Origin of the sequence: Streptomyces antioxidans, from assembly GCF_000968685.2 — a bacterium.
Classification (GTDB): domain Bacteria; phylum Actinomycetota; class Actinomycetes; order Streptomycetales; family Streptomycetaceae; genus Streptomyces; species Streptomyces antioxidans.
This window is the reverse complement of record NZ_LAKD02000083.1, coordinates 50,638-69,298: the sequence shown is the minus strand read 5'-3', so window position 1 is coordinate 69,298 and position 18,661 is coordinate 50,638. Positions and strand designations below refer to the sequence as shown.

The window sequence follows — 18,661 nt, the reverse complement described above, 5'->3', positions numbered from 1 at the left end:
ACCACCCGGCGCCACCCCCAACACCGCCGGGGCCGGGGCGTTGAGCCAGTACCGCTGGCGCTGGAAGGCGTAGGTGGGCAGGTCGATCACGCGGGCGCCGGTGGCGGCGTACGGGGCGGCCCAGTCGGCCTTCTTGCCCCGGACGTACGCCAGCGCCACGGCGGCAGTCAGGGTTTCGGCCTCGGGGCGCCCGGCGCGCAGCGCGGCGGTGTACGCGGTGCCGTCGGCGTCGGGCAGGCAGTCCTGGGCCATGGCGGTGAGCACGGCGTCGGGACCGAGCTCCAGGAAGGTGGTGGCGCCCTTGTCGGCCAGGGTGTGCACACCGTCGAGGAAGCGGACCGCCTCGCGGACGTGGCGCACCCAGTACTCGGGCGAGCACAGCTCCTCGGCGGTGGCGACGCGCCCGGTGACGGTGGAGACCACGGGGATGCGCGGGGGTGCGTACTCCAGCACCTGGGCGACCCGCCGGAATTCGGCGAGCATGCCGTCCATCAGCGGGGAGTGGAAGGCGTGGCTGACGGTGAGCCGCTTGGTCTTACGGCCCCGCGCCTCAAGTCCGGAGGCGATCTCCAGCGCGTCCTCCTCGGCGCCGGAGAGGACGACGGAGCGGGGGCCGTTGATCGCGGCGATGCCGATCCGGTCCTCGCGCCCGGCGAGCAACGGCAGCACCTCGTCCTCCGACGCCTGCACCGCGATCATCGCGCCACCGGCCGGAAGCTCCCGCATCAGACGGCCACGGGCGGCGACCAGGGCCGCGGCGTCCTCCAGGGACAGCACCCCCGCCACATGGGCGGCGGCGAGCTCGCCGATGGAGTGTCCGGCGAGCAGTTCGGGGCGCAGCCCCCAGGACTCGAGGAGGCGGTAGAGCGCGACCTCGATGGCGAACAGGGCGGGCTGGGTGTAGTCGGTGCGGTCCAGGAGGGCGGCCTCGGAGCTGCCCTCCTCGGCGAAGAGCACGTCCAGGAGCGGGAGTTCGAGCTGTTCCTCGAGGTACCAGCAGGCGTCGTCGAGGGCTTCGGCGAAGACGGGGTGGGCGGCGTAGAGGTCGCGGCCCATGCCGAGGCGCTGGCTGCCCTGTCCGGTGAACAGCAGGGCGAGCTTTCCGGCGGCGGGGGCGCCGCGCACGACGGACGGCGCCTCGCCGCCGTCGGCGAGGGCGCGCAGGGCGGAGCGGAAGCCGTCCCGGTCACCGGCGAGGAGCACGGCGCGCTGGTCGAAGGTGGCGCGGGTGGTGGCGAGGGAGTGACCGATGTCGGTGAGGGCGAGGCCGGGGTCGGCATCCAGCAGCGCGTGCAGCCGCCCGGCCTGGTCCTGGAGGGCGTCGGTGGTCTTCGCGGAGAGGACCCAGGGCAGCAGGGCGGGTGCCGCGGAACCCTCGCCCTCGGGCTCTCCGGCCCCGTCCTGTTCCGCGCCCTCCACCGGCGGCTGCTCGATGATGGCGTGCGCGTTGGTGCCGCTCATGCCGAACGACGAGACGCCCGCGCGGCGCGGGCGGTCGTCCTCCGGCCAGGGCCGCGCCTCGGTCAGCAGCTCGATGTCCCCGGCGGTCCAGTCGACGTGCGAGGTCGGCTCGTCCACGTGCAGCGTCCGCGGCAGCACCCCGTGGCGCATCGCCATGACCATCTTGATGATGCCGCCGACACCGGCCGCGGACTGGGTGTGGCCGATGTTGGACTTGAGCGAGCCGAGCCACAGCGGCCGGTTCGGTTCGCGGTCCTGGCCGTAGGTGGCGAGCAGCGCCTGGGCCTCGATGGGGTCGCCCAGGGTCGTCCCCGTACCGTGCGCCTCGACCGCGTCCACGTCTCCGGCCGACAGTCCGGCGGTGGCCAGCGCCTGCCGGATCACCCGCTGCTGGGCGGGGCCGCTGGGGGCGGTGAGGCCGTTGCTGGCGCCGTCCTGGTTGATGGCGGTGCCGCGCACGACGGCGAGGACCCGGTGGCCGTGTCTGCGGGCCTCCGAAAGCCGCTCGACGAGCAGCATGCCGACGCCCTCGCCCCAGGCGGTGCCGTCGGCCGCGGCGGCGAACGGCTTGCAGCGGCCGTCGGGGGCGAGGCCGCGCTGGCGGCTGAAGGCGATGAACGAGCCGGGGTTGGCCATGACGGCCGCGCCACCGGCGAGCGCCATGGTGCACTCGCCCGTGCGCAGCGCCTGGACCGCCAGGTGGAGCGCCACCAGGGAGGAGGAGCAGGCGGTGTCGACGGTGACGGTGGGGCCCTCGAAGCCGAAGGTGTACGCGATCCGGCCGGAGGCGACGCTGGCGGCGTTGCCGGTGACCAGATAGCCCTCGATCCCCTGCTCGGCCTCGTGCAGCCGGGGTCCGTAGTCCTGGGTCTCGGCGCCGACGAACACACCGGTACGGCCGCCCCGGAGGACCGCGGGGTCGATGCCGGCGCGTTCGAAGGCCTCCCAGGAGGTCTCCAGCAGCAGCCGCTGCTGCGGATCCATCGCCAGCGCCTCGCGCGGGGAGATTCCGAAGAACGCCGGGTCGAACGCATCGGCGTCGTGCAGGAATCCGCCTTCGCGGGTATAGCTGCTGCCCGCCCTGTCCGGGTCGGGGTCGTAAAGTCCGGCGAGATCCCAGCCCCTGCTCACGGGGAATTCGGAGATGGCGTCTTTTCCACCCGCGACGATTTCCCACAGTTCTTCTGGGGACCTGACGTCACCGGGGAAGCGGCAGCTCATTCCGACAATGGCGATGGGTTCGTCGGCGGCGGCCGGGCCCATTCCGGCGTCGGCCGGGAAGGCGTCGGAGTCGTCGTCCGCGCCGAGCAGTTCGGCCCGCACATGGCGGGCGAGGTCGGCGGGGGTGGGGTGGTCGAAGGCGAGGGTGACGGGCAGCCGCAGTCCGGTGGCGGCGGTCAGCCGAGCGTGCAGATCGACCGTGGCGAGGGAGTCGAAGCCCAGGTCGAGGAAGGGGCGCTCGGGGTCGAGCAGGTCCGGTGCCTTGTCCTTGAGGGCCTGTTCGACGATCTCGCCGACCCAGGCGGTAAGGGCCTCGGCGCGCTCGGCCTCGGGGAGCGCGGCGAGCCGGTCACGCCATGGGGACGCCCCTTCGGGGCTGGTGCCCCCCTTTTCGGTGTGCTCGGGCGTGAAATCCACGGACTCACTCACCATCGCGCGCCCCATTACCCTCGCAGACATAACACCAAGACCGTACGTCAGCTTTACACAGGGCAGGGCGAGCAGAAACCCCTTCAAACCCCCTATGGACCCCTATCATCCCTTTGGGGTCCCGTATCGGAGGGGCATCGCGCAATGGCCACCGTTAATTCACCAGAGTGCATCCAGAGTGCATGAGAATTCCGGTGGCGACAAGGATCTCGAGCAAATAATGCGCCCAGTATTCAATTCTTCGGAGGCGGAGGGTTCAGAGGTGGAGGGGCGGCCTTTCGGTCCGCCCCTCCACCTCTCGGGGGATCGCCAGTTGGTCTCGGGGTGGTCAGCCGCGGTCGGGGGCTCTCTCGATGAACGGGGCCAGCAGCCCCGGTACCGCGGTCTCGGCGAGGGCGATCCCCTGACTTTCGGTCAGGTCGTGCACGCGGTAGACGCCATCGCCCGCGGCGGTGGTGGCGCCGAGGGTGATCAGCCCGGCCCGGCGCTGGAACGGCGTACGGGAGAGCTTCCAGCCGATGATCCCGTCGCGCTGGAGGGCGACGGTGCGGCGGGCGAACGCGCCGGAGGACGCGGCCAGATAGCGGTCGCGCAGCCCGTGGCCCAGGCTGTGGTACGCGCTGAAGGCGAACGCCAGCAGGACCGGCACCAGCACCACACCGGTGATCACGCCGGTGATGACGAGCCAGCGGCCCAGCCACAGGCCCAGGCCCACCGGGACGGCCGCGATCAGGACCGGCCACATCAGGGCACGGTTGATCCGGCGCCGCAGGGCCGCCTTGGGGTGCGGGAGGAGGCCCTTGCGCTCGATCAGCCCGGGGCCGGCCGGCAGCGCCTGGGCGGCGACCCGCAGGGCCTCGCCGCGCGGGGTGGGCGGGGTCAGTCCGCGGCGCCTGCGGTTGTCCTCCTGGTTGCCCAGGCCGCTGGCCACGGCGTTGAGTTTGGCGCCCCCGGCCCAGCGCAGCGGAATGGGCTCGACGAGTTCGAGGCCGCGCAGATGGCGCTCCTCGATGCTCACGGAGCGGGTGGCCAGCAGTCCGCGGCGGATGCGGAGGATTCCGCCGTCCTCGCGGCGCAGCTCGTAACCGGCCCAGTTCTCGATGTAGGTGGCGGTGGAGCCGAGCATGCCGAGGACCGCGATGACGACGGCGGCCAGCAGGATCCCGTACCAGAGCGGGATGGTGCCGAAGCGGTCCTCGAGGTCCTTGACGACGCCGAGGTCCAGCGGGTTCACCTGGAGCTCGTTCAGGGTGCGGAAGACACTGGCGGCGGCGATGAAGACACCCCCCACGCCCCATACGGTCAGCGGGCCGTAGCGCAGCCAGAACCAGTCCAGCCGGCTGAGCACACCGTCGCTGTCGGCCACCGGCCGGGCCCGGCCCGCGTCGCGCAGGGCGATGATCTGGCGGCGCAGCTCCACGGCCTCGGCCTTGGTGATGCCGTCGAGGGCGAGCCTGCGGGCGGCGGCGTCGCTCTGGTCCCCGCTGTCGATGCGCAGCGTGGTGAGGCCGAAGAGGCGGTGGACCGGGTTGGCGGTGACGTCGACACCGCGGATGCGGCCGATCGGGACCGAGCGCTCGCTGCGGAAGAGCAGTCCGGTGTGGAGCTCGAAGCGGTCCTCGGTGAGCCGGTAGCGGGTGGTGAACAGCCGCATCAGCCCGATGCCGCTGATGACCAGGAAGGTCATGAACAGCGAGCCGAGGGTGATGATGACCTGGAGGTTGGTCTCGCCCCCGGTGACCGCGAGGCTGGCCAGGAACATGGCCACCGGCGCGGCGAGGATGGAGAGGTTGACCAGGAGCAGCCGCCCGTTGAGCCGCCCCCAGTCGCGGCCGGCCGCGTGGGAGGACGGCCGTACGGTGGTCTCGGAGCTCATGTGGCGTCTCCCGGCACGGCCTGGGTGTACTTGGCCAGGTACTCCACCAGGTCCCCTGCGAGCTTGTGGTCGATGCCCTTGATCTTCACCGCGCCCGCGGCGGACGCGGTGGTCACGGTGATACCGGAGAGCCCGAACAGCTGCTGCAGCGGGCCGCGCAGGGTGTCCACGGTCTGGACCCGGGACAGCGGCACGACCCGCCACTGCTGCCAGAGCCAACCGGAGGCCGCGTAGACCGCCTCGTCGGTGGCCTCCCAGCGGTGGACCCGGTAGCGCCAGACCGGCATGACGGCCATGTAGAGCAGCCCGGGGACCAGCGAGATCAGCGTGGCCCACATGAAGAACTCACGCGTGGGGGGAATGGAGGCCCACAGGATCCCGAAGACGAGCGGCAGGGGCAGGGCGAAGAGTGCGGACTGCAGCGTCCACCAGCCGATCGCACGGCGGTCGACCCGGTGCCGAGGCGGTCGGAGCCTCAGATTGTCATGGCGTTCCACTGCTTCACCCTGCTCTTGCGTCTGACGGGCGCCGGGGCGGGCCCGGCGGGGGTTGGTGGACTATAAAACCAGGCGGCTCAGACCGACGCACCGGTGGCGGTCTGCCGCGGCAGCTGGCCGCTTCCGGCGCTCTGGCCCTTCAGCTTGCGCATCTTGGCCAGCAGGACGGCGGTCCGGGTCAGCACCATGGCCAGCGACATGAAGACGAACGCGTTGGCGTAGGTGTCCTGGCCGCTGATCTTGTAGTCGATGGAGAACTTGATCAGGTCCATGGTGAACCAGTGCTCGGCGCCGTAGGCGAAGAGGATGCGTCCGCCGGAGAGGACGATCCACACCAGTGCGTAGCCGATGCCACCGATGGTGTAGAGCTCACCGGAGGTGGCGTCCTTGTAGGCGGGCAGCAGCACTCCGGCGATCAGACCGCAGATGACGCCGGTGCCGACGCCCACGAGCTGCAGGGAGATGTCATTGCCCTTGGTCGGGAAGGACTCGACGAAGATCGCGATGACCACGGCCACGGCGATGACGGAGCGCACCATCCGCATCGTGGTGATGCGGCGGCGGCCGATGTCGGTCGCCAGGATGATGATCAGGATCGTGCCACTGGCGATCAGTGCGGACATGAACTGGCTCATCTGTGGCATATGCGACGTTCTCCAAGCCGAACGGGGATGTGCGTTCGGTGTGACGGTCCTCCGCCTCACCTAGCCCAACGCTAGAAGCGGGCGCGCCACCGCGAGACGACTGAACGATGGGTTCTGGCTGTCAACCGTCCGGTGGACACGGTGGACACGCGTGGTAGTACTGAGCCGTGCGCAATCACTCTCCGGGGGAGGGCTCGCAGACCGGTGCGTACTACGGTCCCGAGTCCGGCACCCGCTGGTTCGGCCTCTGGGACGGCTTCTTCGCCGTCTCCTATCTCGTGACGGCGGTCCTGCTCTTCCTCTCCGGCGGCTCGCAGGTCAACCACTCCATCCCGATCGCCGCGCTGACCCTCATCGTGCCCTGGTACGCGGCGGTCGGCAGGACGCTGATGATCGAGGACAGCTACGGCCCGCGGAACCTGGTCTTCGCGGCGGGCCTGGTGGCGCTGTTCTGTCTCACCACGGCGTTCAACCTGATCGGCGCGTTCGCGCTGTTCGCGGTCATCCCGATGCTGATCATGAGCCTGCCGATGGCCTCGGCGGTGGTGCTGGCCACGGTGGCCAATCTCTGCCCCGTGCTGGTGGTGGCGTTCACCGGTGAGGACCTGGGGCTGAGCGTCCTGGGTGTGCTGCCCATCTCGCTGCTGAGCATCGCGCTGTCGGTGCTGCTGGGGATGTGGATCAAGCGGGTGGTGCGGCAGAGCAAGGAGCGCGGACTGCTCATCGAGGAGTTGCGGCACAGCCGGGAGCGGGTGGCCAGGCTCTCCCACGAGGCCGGTATCTCGGCCGAGCGCGAGCGGCTGGCCCGGGAGATCCACGACACCCTGGCGCAGGGCCTGACCAGCATCATCAGCCTGGTGCAGGCGGCCGAGTCGGAGGTGCGCGAGGTCCCGGACCAGGCGGTGGGCCATCTGTCGCTGGCCGGGCGGGTGGCCAAGGAGTCGCTTGCCGAGGCCCGGGGCTTCGTGGCCGCCCTCACCCCGCCCGCGCTGCGCGGCGGTTCGCTGTCCCAGGCGGTGCGACGGCAGGCGGAGGGGCTGATCGCCGAGACCGGTCTGGAGGTGCGGTGTTCGGTGCGGGGCGAGGAGAAGCCGCTGCCGATGGCGGTGAGCGTGGTGCTGCTGCGTACCGTGCAGGAGGCCATCGCCAATGTGCGCAAGCACGCCAAACGGGCCCGTACGGTCGATGTGATCGTGGTCTTCGACGAGGACGGGGTCCAGTTGCTGGTCCGCGACGACGGCGAGGGTTTCACCCCGGACGGCGCCCAGGAGGGCTACGGGCTGCGCGGGATGCAGGCCCGGGTGGAGGAGATCGACGGGGTGGCGTCCGTCACCAGTGGCCCCGGACGGGGCACCACCGTGGAGGTGAGCGTGCCGATGACGGCACCGGCCGGGGAGGCGATGAGTGGCTGAGAGCACGCCGGGCGGGCCGGGCCCGGTCAGGGTCCTGCTGGCCGACGACCATCCCGTGGTGCGGGAGGGGCTGAGCGCCATGCTGGAGTCCGCGGACGGGATCACGGTGGTGGGTCAGGCCGGTTCCGGTGAGGAGGCGGTGGTCCAGGCGCTCGCGCTGCGGCCGGACATCACCCTGCTGGACCTGCGCATGGGCGGGATGGACGGGGTCGAGGCCACCGGGCAGATCCTGCGGCAGGTGCCGGGCTGCAAGGTGGTCATCGTGACCACGTACGAGGACGACGCGGACATCCTGCGCGCGGTGGAGGCGGGCGCCGCGGGCTATCTGCTGAAGGGCAGTTCACGCCAGGAGCTGATCGACGCGGTGCAGACGGCGGCGCGTGGCGAGACCGTGCTCACCCCGTCCCTCGCGGGCAAGCTCTTCCGCACCCGGACGCCCGAGCCGTCCCCGCTCTCCGGCCGTGAGCGCGAGGTGCTGCGGCTGGTCGGCCGGGGGCTGACCAACGCCGAGATCGGCGCCGAGCTGTTCGTCAGCGAGGCCACGGTCAAGACGCATCTGCTGCGCTCGTTTAAGAAGCTCGGGGTGTCCGACCGCACGGCCGCGGTGATGAGGGCCATGGAACAGGGCCTGTTGAACTGAGGGTTCGCACACCGTTTGGCCTGAGGGCTTTGAACTGGGGGCTTGAGCTGAGCCCTCTCAGACCGTCCCCGTGAGGCTGCTGTCGGAGAGCTTCGCGGGGAGGTCGCGGCGGCGCTTGACGTTCAGCTTGCGGTAGATGCGGGTCAGGTGCTGCTCCACCGTGCTCACGGTGACGAACAGCTTGGAGGCGATCTCCCGGTTGGTGTTGCCGTGCGCGGCCAGCACCGCGATCCGCACCTCCGCCTCGGTCAGCGCCTCCACCTCGCGCTGCGCCTCGGTCCCCTGGCCCGGCTGGGCGGCCGACGCGGCGAGCTCGCCGGGGTCGGCGTGGCGGGGCATCAGCTCACGGCACAGCGGATCGGCGCCACACGTCTTGGCCACGTGCCACGCCTTGCGGACGAGCACCCGGCCCCGGTTGAAGTCGCCCAGCGAGCGGTAGGCGCGGCCGAGTTCGCCGAGGGCGACGGCCAGCTGGATGCGGTCCTCGCCGCTCTCCAGGATCTCCACGGCCTCCTTGAGCCGGGGCACCCGGCGCTTGAGCTCGTCGGTGCGGGCGAGCACGACCAGCAGGGCGCCGCGCAGCCGGGCGTCCTCCGGGCCCAGCCGCAGCTGCTCCTCGGCCAGGGCACGGGCGCGCCCCGGGTCGCCGAGGGCCAGCCAGGTCTCGGCGGCGTCCAGCCGCCAGGGGGTCAGCAGGGGGATGTCCGTCCGCCACGCGGCCATCAGTTCACCGGCGGCCGTGAAGTCGCCGAGCGCGGCGTGGTAGCGGCCGGTGGCCAGGTGGCAGCGGCCTCTGGCGCGGAGGTAGAACAGCCCGGGGAAGGTCTGGAAAAGCTCCTCGGGCAGGGGCTGTTCGAGCAGCGCCATGGCCTCGTCGTAGTGGCCCATCCCGGTCTCGGCCTGGATCAGGGTGGACAGCAGCAGTCCCAGCCCCACGCCCCAGCCCTGGACCGAGATCCGCGACATCGCGGTGCGCGCCTGGTGCGCGGCGACCTGCAGATCGCCCTGGCGCAGCGCGATCTCGGCCCGTACGGCGGACAGCAGCGCCTGCCAGGTGGGCACGCGGCGGGAGGAGCATTCGCCCTGCAGCCGCTCGCACCAGGACAGGGCGAGGTCGAGCCGTCCGGCCAGGACGAGTGCCATCAGCGCGACGGCCAGCGGCTGGAGGGTGCTGTCGCTCAGGTGGTAGCGCTGCAGCACCCGCTCGGCCTCGGTGACGGCACGGTCGGCCTGGCCCTCGGTGAACACGGCGGACATGGCCGCGGCCGCGTGGGCGTGGGCCAGGTCGGCCATGTCGCGCGGGGCCCCGGCGGTGGCCCCGGTGGCGCCGGTCCCGACGGTGGGGAGGCGGTCGCGCAGCGGCGGGCTGAGCATGGTCAGCCACTGGGCGGAGGCGGAGACGGCGGCGGTCATCGCGGGGTCGTCGCCGGTGGCGGCCGAGCGGGCCAGCGCGGAGACGGCGCCGGCCGCCGCGTCAAGCCGCCCCGACCAGGCGAGGTAGGAGGTGATCGGGGCGACATCACGCGGGGCGAGCCGGCCGCGTTCGGCGTCCTCGGTGAGCTCCGGCAGATGGCTCTCGGCGGTGGCCGGGCCGATCCGCCAGGCGACGCTGACCAGCCGGGCCTTGAGCGCGGTGCGCTCGGGCCCGGGCGCGCAGGCGTGGTGGGCGCATTCGAGGCAGCGGAGCGCGAACTCCAACTCCTCCTCGACCAGGGCGAATTCGGCGGCCTCGCGCAGGATGGGGACGGCCCAGCGCTCGGCGTCCTGCCGGGCGGAGACCAGCTGGCGGGCCACGTCGAGCGCGGAGGCGCCGTCGGCGTGGAGCAGCCGGGCGGCGCGGGCGTGGAGTGCGCCGCGGGCGGTGGCGGGGGTCGCGTCGAGCACCGCGGTGCGGGCCACCTCGTCGCGGAAGGCGTTGTGCTCCAGGATGGCGCACTGGTGGAGGTCCTGGACGCCCTGCTGGACCGTGTTGGCGCTCAGGTCGAGCAGCTGGCCGAGCAGCCGCGGGGAGCGGGCGTCGCCGAGGACGGCGACCCCGCGGGCGATCCGCAGCGCCTCGGGCTCGCCGCGGTGCAGACAGCCGAGGACGGCGTGGGCGAACGCCTCACCGGGCGCGGGGCGCTGCTGGGCCTCACCGTGCTCACCGACGGTCCGCCAGTCCTCGAGCAGCGCGCGCAGCAGCAGCGGGTTGCCACCGGAGACGCGGTGGCACTCGGGGGCGAGGCGGGCGGCGACGGTGGCGGACAGGGTGCCGGACAGCGCCTCGGCGACACCCGACTCGGTGAGCATGTGCAGCCGCATGCGCACACAGTTGGGCTGGCGGAGCAGTTCGGCGTGGAAGGTGAACTGTTCCTGACGGAGCCGGGGGGATTCGGTGAGGATGATGAGGACCTTCGCCTGACGCACCCGCCGGGCCAGATGGAGCAGGAATTGCAGGGACTGGTCGTCACCGCAGTGCACATCGTCGACAAGGACGACAAGCGTGCGATCGTCGACCATTCTCAGCAGCGCCGAGGAAATCTGGGACATCACGTGCATGCGTCCCGCGGCGGTGGTTTCCCGTGCGTTTCCGTCAAGTAGCGCGATCACTTCGGAGCGCACATCGACGGGCATCGCACCGTTATCGAAAATCTTTCGGACAATTCCGAAGGGAAGGTCCCGCTCGGCCCGCGAACCGGTCGCTTCCAGGAGCAACACACCGCTTTCGATGGCCTGTTCGGCAAAGGTGTTCAGCAGTGTGGTCTTGCCACTGGCCACCGCACCGCTGACAAGAGCCAGCCGACCCCGGCCCTGTGTCGCGCCGCGCAGCATTTCACGCAGCGCGGAGAGGTGGTTCTCCCATTCGAAGAGGTTCGCAGGCAAAGAATTCATCCCCCGATGAAGCCACCTGATGCCCCCAGCGGACCGCCCGGGGGCATCGAGCATGACGAGTGGTGTTTTCCAGTGCGTCGGGCAGGTTTCCGAGGCGGGCGATTCAGGGTCTCGACCCCGAAAGCGCCTCCGTGACGAGGCTCATGATCGGCACTTGCTGCCCGGCCAAGAAGAAGTGGCCGCCGGGGAACACCCGGATGTCAAACGCGCCGGTGGTGTGCGACCGCCATGCCTCCGCTTCCTCGAGGCTGGTCCTGGGGTCGTTGTCGCCGGTCAGCACGGTGATCGGCGAGCGGACGGCGGCGCCAGGCACCGAGCGGTAGTTCTCGATCGCCTTGTAGTCACCGCGAATCGCCGGCATCGCCATGCGCAGGATCTCCTCATTACCGAGGACCCGGGAATCGGTGCCGCTCAGCAGCTTCATCTCGCGTACGACGCCGTCGTCATCGCGCCGGTGCACATTCTCGTCACGGTAACGGGACGGCGCCCGGCGGCCCGAGGCGAAGAGGGCGAGCGCGGAGAACTCCGGATCGGCCTCCTCCAGCCGACGGGTCACCTCAAAGGCGAGAACGGCGCCCATGCTGTGCCCGAAGAAGACGAGCGGGAGATCGAGCCAGGGCTTCAACTCCGCGGCGATGGCGTCGGCGTACTCGTCGATGTCCTCGATCAGCGGGTCCTGCCGCCGGTCCTGGCGCCCTGGATACTGCACGCACAGGACATCGGCGGATGACGAAAGCGTCTGGGACATCGGGAAGAAGAACGACGCCGAACCTCCGGCGTGCGGCAGACAGACCAGTCGGGCGCGACTCTCGGGCATCGGATGGAATCGCCGTATCCAGACGCTGTCTTCTCGCTGTGCACCCATGCGTAGGGAAAGTCTTTCACTCGTCAAGCGATATGCGGGGACAGACGGCAGAGCCTACCGGGCACGCGTCCCGGGACGCGTGGGCACAGCACCACCCCTTCATGATTAACACGCCCAATGATGTAGGGGGCACCCCTAGTCTAGGGGGATTCTCCTTGACTGGGGTCACGGGGCGTGGGTGACTGTCGTGCGCCCTTGCTGAGCGCCTCCACCAGATCGTCCAGGGCGTCGACGAGTTGCTCCGCGTCACGCAGCGCCACCCCCGGGCGGTCCCCGGACCGCCGCCGCCACCGCTCCAGCGACTGGTGCACCGGCGACCAGTCGAGCGGCCGCCGCTCCCGTACCGCCAGCACCGCCTCCGGCAGCGCCTGCCGCAGCGCCGCGGCGAAGTCCCCGGCCTCCTCCGACGGCGGTGCGTCCCGCTCCGGCAGATGCGCCTCCAGCAGCATGGCGACTCGGCCCATCATCGACAGCGCCGTCTGCGCCGCCCGCGCCGCGGGCCGCGAGAGCCCGCGGTGGCGCACCGGTTCCCGGTGCGCCTGAGTCTCGCTCTGCTCCCAGGCCGCCCGGGCCGCGCGGGCGTCCAGCAGGGCGTCCCGCACCTGGCGGGGGCGGCGCTCGGCGGGGCGGGCGTAGTCGTCGAAGACGGCGGTGGCGAAGGCTCCGTTGGCGGCCAGCCAGTCCGCGAGCCGGTCCCGCAGCCGCGGCGTCTGCCAGGCGGGGAAGACCGCGTAGGCGACCAGCGCGAGCACCCCGCCGAGCAGTGTCAGGGCCACCCGCGCCTGCACGGTCTGCCCCCATGCCTCACCCGCGATGCTCAGCAGGAAGACCACATACGCGCTCACGCACGCGGACGTCACGATGAAGCCGGTGCGCAGCAGCAGATACATCGACAGGACGGACAGCACGGACAGCACGGCGCTCAGATACGAACCGGGGTGGACCAGCGCCACCACCCCGCCGCCGACCAGCACCCCGGCCAGGGTGCCCAGGAAGCGGGCGACACCGCGGGAGTAGGTCTGGGCGAAGTCCGGCCGCAGCACCATCGTGGAGGTCAGCGGCGCCCAGTAGGAGTGCCCCAGCGGCAGCGTCATGCTCAGCAGATAGCCGCTGACGCTGACCGCGCACAGCCGCACCGCGTGGCGCAGCACCGGCGAGGACCAGCGGGCCTCGCGGCGGACGGCGCGCAGCGCCATGGCGGCGGTGCCCCCGATACCGGGGCGGGGCAGGAAGCGGTGCACCGTCCGGCCCTCGGCCGACACCTCCTCCACCGGCTCGTCTGACGCCTCCACCACGTCCGCCACCAGCGAGAAGAGCCGCAGCGCTGCACGGCGGGCGGCACCGGTCAGCCTGGGCCCGTCCTCCGGCATCCGCAGGACGGCCATGGCCTCGGAGTCCACCCGCACCGGTGTGCCGTGGCGGATGGCGTGGGCCACCGCGTCCAGCACGGTGGCCGTGGCGGCCAGCAGCTCCCGCGCCCGGTCGCGCTCGGGCCCCTCCTCGGGGGCGCCGACCACGGGGTCGGCGAGCGAGGCGAGCACCGGGCGGATCCGCTCGGCCAGCAGCCGGTAGCCGCTGAGCTGCCGGGGCCGCCGTCGCGCCTGACGGGGCGTCACGGCCGCGGCGCCGCGCGCGTCCATCAGCGGCTTGGGGTCGAAGTGCGCCACCGGCTCGTGGCGCAGCCTGCGGGCGTAGTCCGCCACGGCGGCGAGCGCGTCGGCGAGCGCGTCGCGTTGCACACCCCACGGCCGCACCGGGAAGAGCACGATCAGCGCGGCCTGCACCACACCGCCGAGCCCGACCAGCAGGGCGTGTCCCAGGGCGCCCGTGACCGAGGTCGGGAGGGTGACCGTGATCAGCATGACGGCCACCATCTGGGTGGAGACCAGCCCGGAGACCGGGCCGACCGCCCAGGACATGCCCGTCATCAGCGTCCATACGGCGAGCATGAGGACGAAGGTGAGGGTGTGGGCGGCGGCCAGATAGCCGAGGAAGGTGCTCACCGCGAGACCGCTCGCGGCCGCCAGCGCCAGCCAGGGGCGGGGGCGCCAGCTGCGCTGGAAGGTGGCGATCCCGGCGGAGAAGGCGCCGAAGGCCGCCGAGACGGCCAGCGTCGGCGAGCCCAGCCACAGCGCCACCCCGACGACGAGCGCGACCCCACATGCGCTGCGGACCGCGACCAGCGGTTCGGTCCTGGTCCGCTCGATCGCCAGGCCCGTCCGTGCGGTCTCCTTCAGCGCGTGCGACCAGGTCATGCGGCGAGACTACGGGGTGGCCCGGGAAGAACTGAACCAGCCGTTCCGGTCCGGGGCCGGGGGGGCTTCGCCGCGGAGATCCATCAGAAGCCCCCTAACTGTCCCTGGGGCATGAGAACTTCCCCTCCGGACCCCAGTGCGCTATCCGTCCCGCCGGGTTCTGGGTGAACGCGCCGCAGTACAGCACCGGCTCCGAGCCCCGGTCGGTGTGGTGCAGGATCACCACCGGCTTGTCCCGGGGCACCGAGCGGCCCCGCCCGACGTCCAGATAGCCGCTGGCGCCCTGCTTCCGTATGCCGTTGTCCAGGCCGATCTGCACATTGGAGCGCGCCACGTCGTCCGTGCTGCGGAAGGCCCGGTTGGCGGCCTCGGCCATCAGCTGCATCGCGTCGTACGCCAGGGCGGCCCGTCCGTCGTCGCGCCACAGGTCATGGGAGCCGAAGTCCCTGGCGTAGTCGGCGTTGAACTTCTTGGCGATGTCGCTGAGCCGCGGATGGCCCGCGGGCAGCACATGGACGGTGTGGTACAGCCGCAGCCAGGGCCGGTCCGCGTACTCACCGGCGAGCGCCGCGGTGGTGAGGTCATTGCCGCCGAGGACCGTGAGCTTCCTGCCCTCGCACGCCGTGTTGTCCCCGAAGTCATCGAGGAACGCGCTGAACTGGAGCGCGCGGGAGGCCCAGTAGACGACCGTCCGGGGGTTGGCGGTGATCCGCTCGCACACGGCGTCGGCCAGCTCACCGATGCTCTCCTTACGGGCGACACCGTCCTTCGGCGGCTGCCCCTGGGCGGAACCGCCGCTCCGGCCGCCCGGGGTGTACTCCAGGGTGAACGGCCGGGCGCCGAACCGCTCGGCGAACAGCGTCCCTACCTCATCGCTGTACAGGTCCCGGGGGTCCTTGACGACCACGGCGGCGCGGGCCGGGGAGCAGCGCCCGCCACCGCCGTCCATGATGTTGCCCCGGTGGGCGAAGTCGGCCTCGACCGCGGCCTCACGGCTGTTGGTGGGCGCCACCCTGCGGTAGTACCCGTCCACCTGCATCAGATCCGCCGTGGCCGTGGTGCCCACGACGGGGATCCGCGCGGCGCCCAGGACGCGCACGGCCTCCTGGGTCTGCTTCAGGCTCTTGGAGAAGCCCACCACGCCGATGATCCCGGAGCCCTTCTCACGGGCGTCCTCGGCGACCTGGCGGGCGATGCGCGGCGCGCCCGCGAAGTTCTCCCCCGCGTTACGGCTGTCGACGCGCAGCCAGACCTTCTGCGAGTCGTTGCTCGCCTCGTCGTTCAGCGCACGCTGGGCCAGGGCGATGCCGCGCAGCTCGGGCACGGCCGCGTTATACCGCTGCCCCTCCTGGTCGGCGGCCACGTCAGAGCCGATGTGTACCACCGTACGGGCGGTGCCGCCGTGGTCGGCGACCTCACGGTCCACCCGTGCGTTCTCCCCGCGGATCAGCCGCCGGGCGTCCTCGTACTGCTTCCGCGGGGCATCCGCGCTCAGCTCGGGGCGGCCCGCGACGACCTCGCTGGACGCCCCGCCCAGACAGCCGTGGTCCGGCTCGTCCGTGATCCGGTCCACCAGCCATACGCCCGGCGCGCTCAGCAAAGCCGCCACCACGGCCCCGGTCAGGGCCAGCTCGGCGGCCGGGCCTAACCGGAAGGTGCGCGGCGAGACGGGGTCGAGGTCCAGCTCTTCCGACTCCGGCACGGGCGCGGGCAGCGCGGCCCGCAGCGGTCTGGGCGCCCGCGACGGCATCCCGCTCGCCCCGCGCAGCCTGGCGGCCGCCCGGCCCAGCCCCACGCTGGATCCGTCGGCCACTCCGCCAGCCCGGGACGCGGGCGCCCCAGCGCCCTCCGGGGGCTCGCCCTCTGAGGGCGCCGGGGCCACGGCCACCACCACGACCGCCGCGCACCGGGTGTCCCGGGCGGCCTCTCCGTACCGCTCCAGGAAGCGCTCCCCGGCCGCCGCACCGGCGGCGTCCTCCGGCAGCTCCAGCAGGAAGACACACCGGGTGCGCCGACGGCGGCGCCAGGGCGAGATCCGGCCCGGCCGCGCCGCGCGCCGCAGATCCGCCAGCAGCGCACGCAGCAGCAGCTCCTCCCAGCGGCCGACCGCCGCCTCCGCGTCCCGCGCGCGCTCGGCGCGCACCAGCCGCGCGGCGTTCTCGAAGAACTCCTCGGCGGTACGGCCGTGGCTGATGCGCCGCCAGTCCGCGTACCAGCCGCGCCGAGTGGAGCGCAGCAGCCGACGGGTCCTGCGCCGACCCCACCACCAGCGCGGCAGCAGCTGGAAGAGGGGGCGCACCAGCAGCCGGCGCAGCTCCCCGAGCCAGCCGGGACCCGCCGCGCCGCCCGCCCCGCCGTCACCGCCCTCGCCGCCGAACGTCCACAACGCCCGCAGCAGCGGCCCCCGTTTGAGCCGCTGCGCGTAGGCGTGGTCGCGCAGCGCGGCACCGTCCGGCTCGGGAGCCCGCGGATCCAGCGCCAGCTCGACGATGTCCCGCATCAGGGGAAAGTCGGTGAGCCGCAGACCGCCGGTGCGGCGGGGCACATCGACGCACAGCTCCCGGCCGAGGTCCAGCGTCAGCGGCCGCCGGCCGGCGGCCCCGCGGATCTCATCGGGGCCCAGCGCCGCGTACGGCACCCGCTTGGCGCCGTCCGGATAGAGCAGCCGACGCAGCTCCCGCACCACCCGGCGGGCCCGGCCCGACGCACCCTCGCCGCCCGCGAGCAGCAGCACGGGCGGCACCAGGTCCCGCGCCTTGGCCTTGCGGTCCCGAGGCACCACGGCGCCCTTGAACGCCTCGATGAACTCCTCGGTCCCTTCCCCCTCCATGAACCCAGGCATAACGCCACCCCCGTTTTCCCCCGGCTCCCCGTTTGCCTGTTTCGCCTGGGATCCCCGCCCCCCGCGACGGCGAAACCCCCTGCCGAACCAGGTCCGGCAGGGGGGCGGGAAAACCACTCATACGTGCGAATCAGACATCGCGTCAGTGGTTCTTCGGGAAGCCGAGGTTGATGCCGACCTCCTCCGACGGCTCCGGCCAGCGGGTGGTGACGACCTTGCCGCGGGTGTAGAAGTGCACCCCGTCGTTGCCGTAGATGTGGTGGTCGCCGAAGAGCGAGTCCTTCCAGCCGCCGAAGGAGTGGTAGCCCACCGGCACCGGGATCGGCACATTGACGCCGACCATGCCCGCCTCCACCTCCAGCTGGAAGCGGCGGGCGGCGCCGCCGTCGCGGGTGAAGATGGCCGTGCCGTTGCCCCACCGGGAGCTGTTGATCAGCTCGATGGCCTCGTCGTAGGTCTCCGCGCGCACCACGCACAGCACCGGGCCGAAGATCTCGTCACGGTAGGCGTCGGCCGTCGGCGGGACCCTGTCCAGCAGCGAGACGCCGATGAAGAAGCCGTCCTCATGGCCCGCCACGGAGTATCCGGTGCCGTCCACGACCACCTCGGCGCCCTGGGCCGCGGCCCCGTGGACATAGGAGGCGACCTTGTCGCGGTGCTCCTTGGTGATGAGCGGGCCCATCTCGGAGGCCGGGTCGTTCCCGGGGCCGATCCGCAGCCGGGCGGCCCGGTCGGCGATCTTCTTCACCAGGTCGTCGCCCGCGGCGCCGACCGCGACCACGACGGAGACCGCCATGCAGCGCTCACCGGCCGAGCCGTAGGCCGCGTTGATGGCGTTGTCCGCCGCGAAGTCCAGATCGGCGTCGGGCAGCACCAGCATGTGGTTCTTGGCGCCGCCGAGCGCCTGTACCCGCTTGCCGTGCTCGACGGCCCTGGACTGGATGTACTTCGCGATCGGTGTAGAGCCCACGAAGCTGACGGCCGCGACGTCCGGGTGCTCGAGCAGCCGGTCGACGGCCGCCTTGTCGCCGTTGACCACGTTCAGCACCCCGTCCGGCAGCCCCGCCTCGGAGGCCAGCTCGGCCAGCCGGCGGGACGCCGAGGGGTCCTTCTCGCTGGGCTTGAGGACGAAGGTGTTACCGCAGGCGATGGCCACCGGGAACATCCACAGCGGCACCATCGCCGGGAAGTTGAACGGAGTGATGCCCGCGACCACGCCCAACGGCTGGCGGATCGAGGAGACGTCCACCCCGCTGGAGACCTGGGTGGACAGCTCGCCCTTCAGCTTCTCGGCGATCCCGCAGGCCAGCTCCACGATCTCCAGACCGCGGGCCACCTCGCCGAGCGCGTCCGAGTGGACCTTGCCGTGCTCGGCCGTGATCAGCTCGGCGATCTCATCGCGGTGGGCGTCCAGCAACTCGCGGTACTTGTAGAGGATCGCGGTGCGCTTGGACAGCGAGACGGTGCCCCAGGAGCGGTACGCCTCCTTGGCCGCGGCCACGGCCGCGTCGACCTCGTCCACGGAGGCCAGGGCCACCTGGGTGTCCTGGGCGCCGGTGGCGGGGTCGTAGACCGGCCCGTAACGGCCGGTCGCGCCCTCGACGGACGTTCCGCCGATCCAGTGGTGGACGGTCTTCATGGGTGCGGA

11 protein-coding genes are annotated in these 18,661 nt (G+C 72.0%); 2 read left to right on the top strand and 9 right to left on the bottom strand.

Features of this window, described 5'->3' with window-relative positions; all coding sequences use genetic code 11:
• The 4 genes from VT50_RS27460 to VT50_RS27445 all read right to left on the bottom strand — a co-directional run.
• Nucleotides 1-3,099: type I polyketide synthase (locus VT50_RS27460; protein ID WP_420822229.1), on the bottom strand; the 3,099-nt coding region annotated here is incomplete at its 3' end.
• Nucleotides 3,100-3,439: 340 nt separating this feature from the next.
• Nucleotides 3,440-4,987 (bottom strand): PH domain-containing protein, encoded by a 1,548-nt coding sequence (locus VT50_RS27455; RefSeq protein ID WP_046087745.1) that lies wholly within the window; start codon nt 4,985-4,987, stop codon nt 3,440-3,442.
• A complete protein-coding gene (locus VT50_RS27450) occupies nt 4,984-5,484 on the bottom strand; it encodes a PH domain-containing protein (RefSeq protein WP_046087746.1) in 501 nt (166 codons plus the stop codon). Before VT50_RS27450 ends, VT50_RS27455 begins: the two co-directional genes overlap by 4 nt.
• A 77-nt stretch (nt 5,485-5,561) precedes the next feature.
• Nucleotides 5,562-6,107 (bottom strand): hypothetical protein, encoded by a 546-nt coding sequence (locus VT50_RS27445; protein WP_240529330.1) that lies wholly within the window; start codon nt 6,105-6,107, stop codon nt 5,562-5,564.
• A gap of 188 nt (nt 6,108-6,295) precedes the next feature.
• On the opposite strand from VT50_RS27445, the gene VT50_RS27440 reads away from it, so the two are divergent.
• Nucleotides 6,296-7,540: a sensor histidine kinase gene (locus tag VT50_RS27440; protein ID WP_053048653.1), complete on the top strand. Its 1,245-nt coding sequence runs from the start codon at nt 6,296-6,298 to the stop codon at nt 7,538-7,540.
• Nucleotides 7,533-8,180, top strand: a complete 648-nt coding sequence (locus tag VT50_RS27435) for a response regulator transcription factor (RefSeq protein WP_075200422.1) — start codon at nt 7,533-7,535, stop codon at nt 8,178-8,180. Before VT50_RS27440 ends, VT50_RS27435 begins: the two co-directional genes overlap by 8 nt.
• Before the next feature lie 57 nt (nt 8,181-8,237).
• Here VT50_RS27435 and VT50_RS27430 read toward each other — a convergent pair whose 3' ends face one another.
• The 5 genes from VT50_RS27430 to VT50_RS27410 form a co-directional block, all read right to left on the bottom strand.
• Nucleotides 8,238-11,051 carry a helix-turn-helix transcriptional regulator gene (locus VT50_RS27430; RefSeq protein WP_046087748.1) on the bottom strand — a complete coding sequence of 938 codons (2,814 nt, stop codon included), beginning with the start codon at nt 11,049-11,051 and terminating at the stop codon, nt 8,238-8,240.
• A 103-nt stretch (nt 11,052-11,154) separates the two neighbouring features.
• On the bottom strand, nt 11,155-11,916 hold the full coding sequence (locus VT50_RS27425) for a thioesterase II family protein (RefSeq protein ID WP_046087749.1): 762 nt from the start codon (nt 11,914-11,916) through the stop codon (nt 11,155-11,157).
• 140 nt (nt 11,917-12,056) lie between these two features.
• On the bottom strand, nt 12,057-14,171 hold the full coding sequence (locus tag VT50_RS27420) for an FUSC family protein (RefSeq protein WP_079343899.1): 2,115 nt from the start codon (nt 14,169-14,171) through the stop codon (nt 12,057-12,059).
• Nucleotides 14,172-14,265: 94 nt separating this feature from the next.
• Nucleotides 14,266-17,001: a hypothetical protein gene (locus tag VT50_RS27415; RefSeq protein ID WP_046084562.1), complete on the bottom strand. Its 2,736-nt coding sequence runs from the start codon at nt 16,999-17,001 to the stop codon at nt 14,266-14,268.
• 154 nt (nt 17,002-17,155) lie between these two features.
• On the bottom strand, nt 17,156-18,652 hold the full coding sequence (locus VT50_RS27410; RefSeq protein ID WP_046084561.1) for a CoA-acylating methylmalonate-semialdehyde dehydrogenase: 1,497 nt from the start codon (nt 18,650-18,652) through the stop codon (nt 17,156-17,158).
• Nucleotides 18,653-18,661 lie beyond the last annotated feature (9 nt).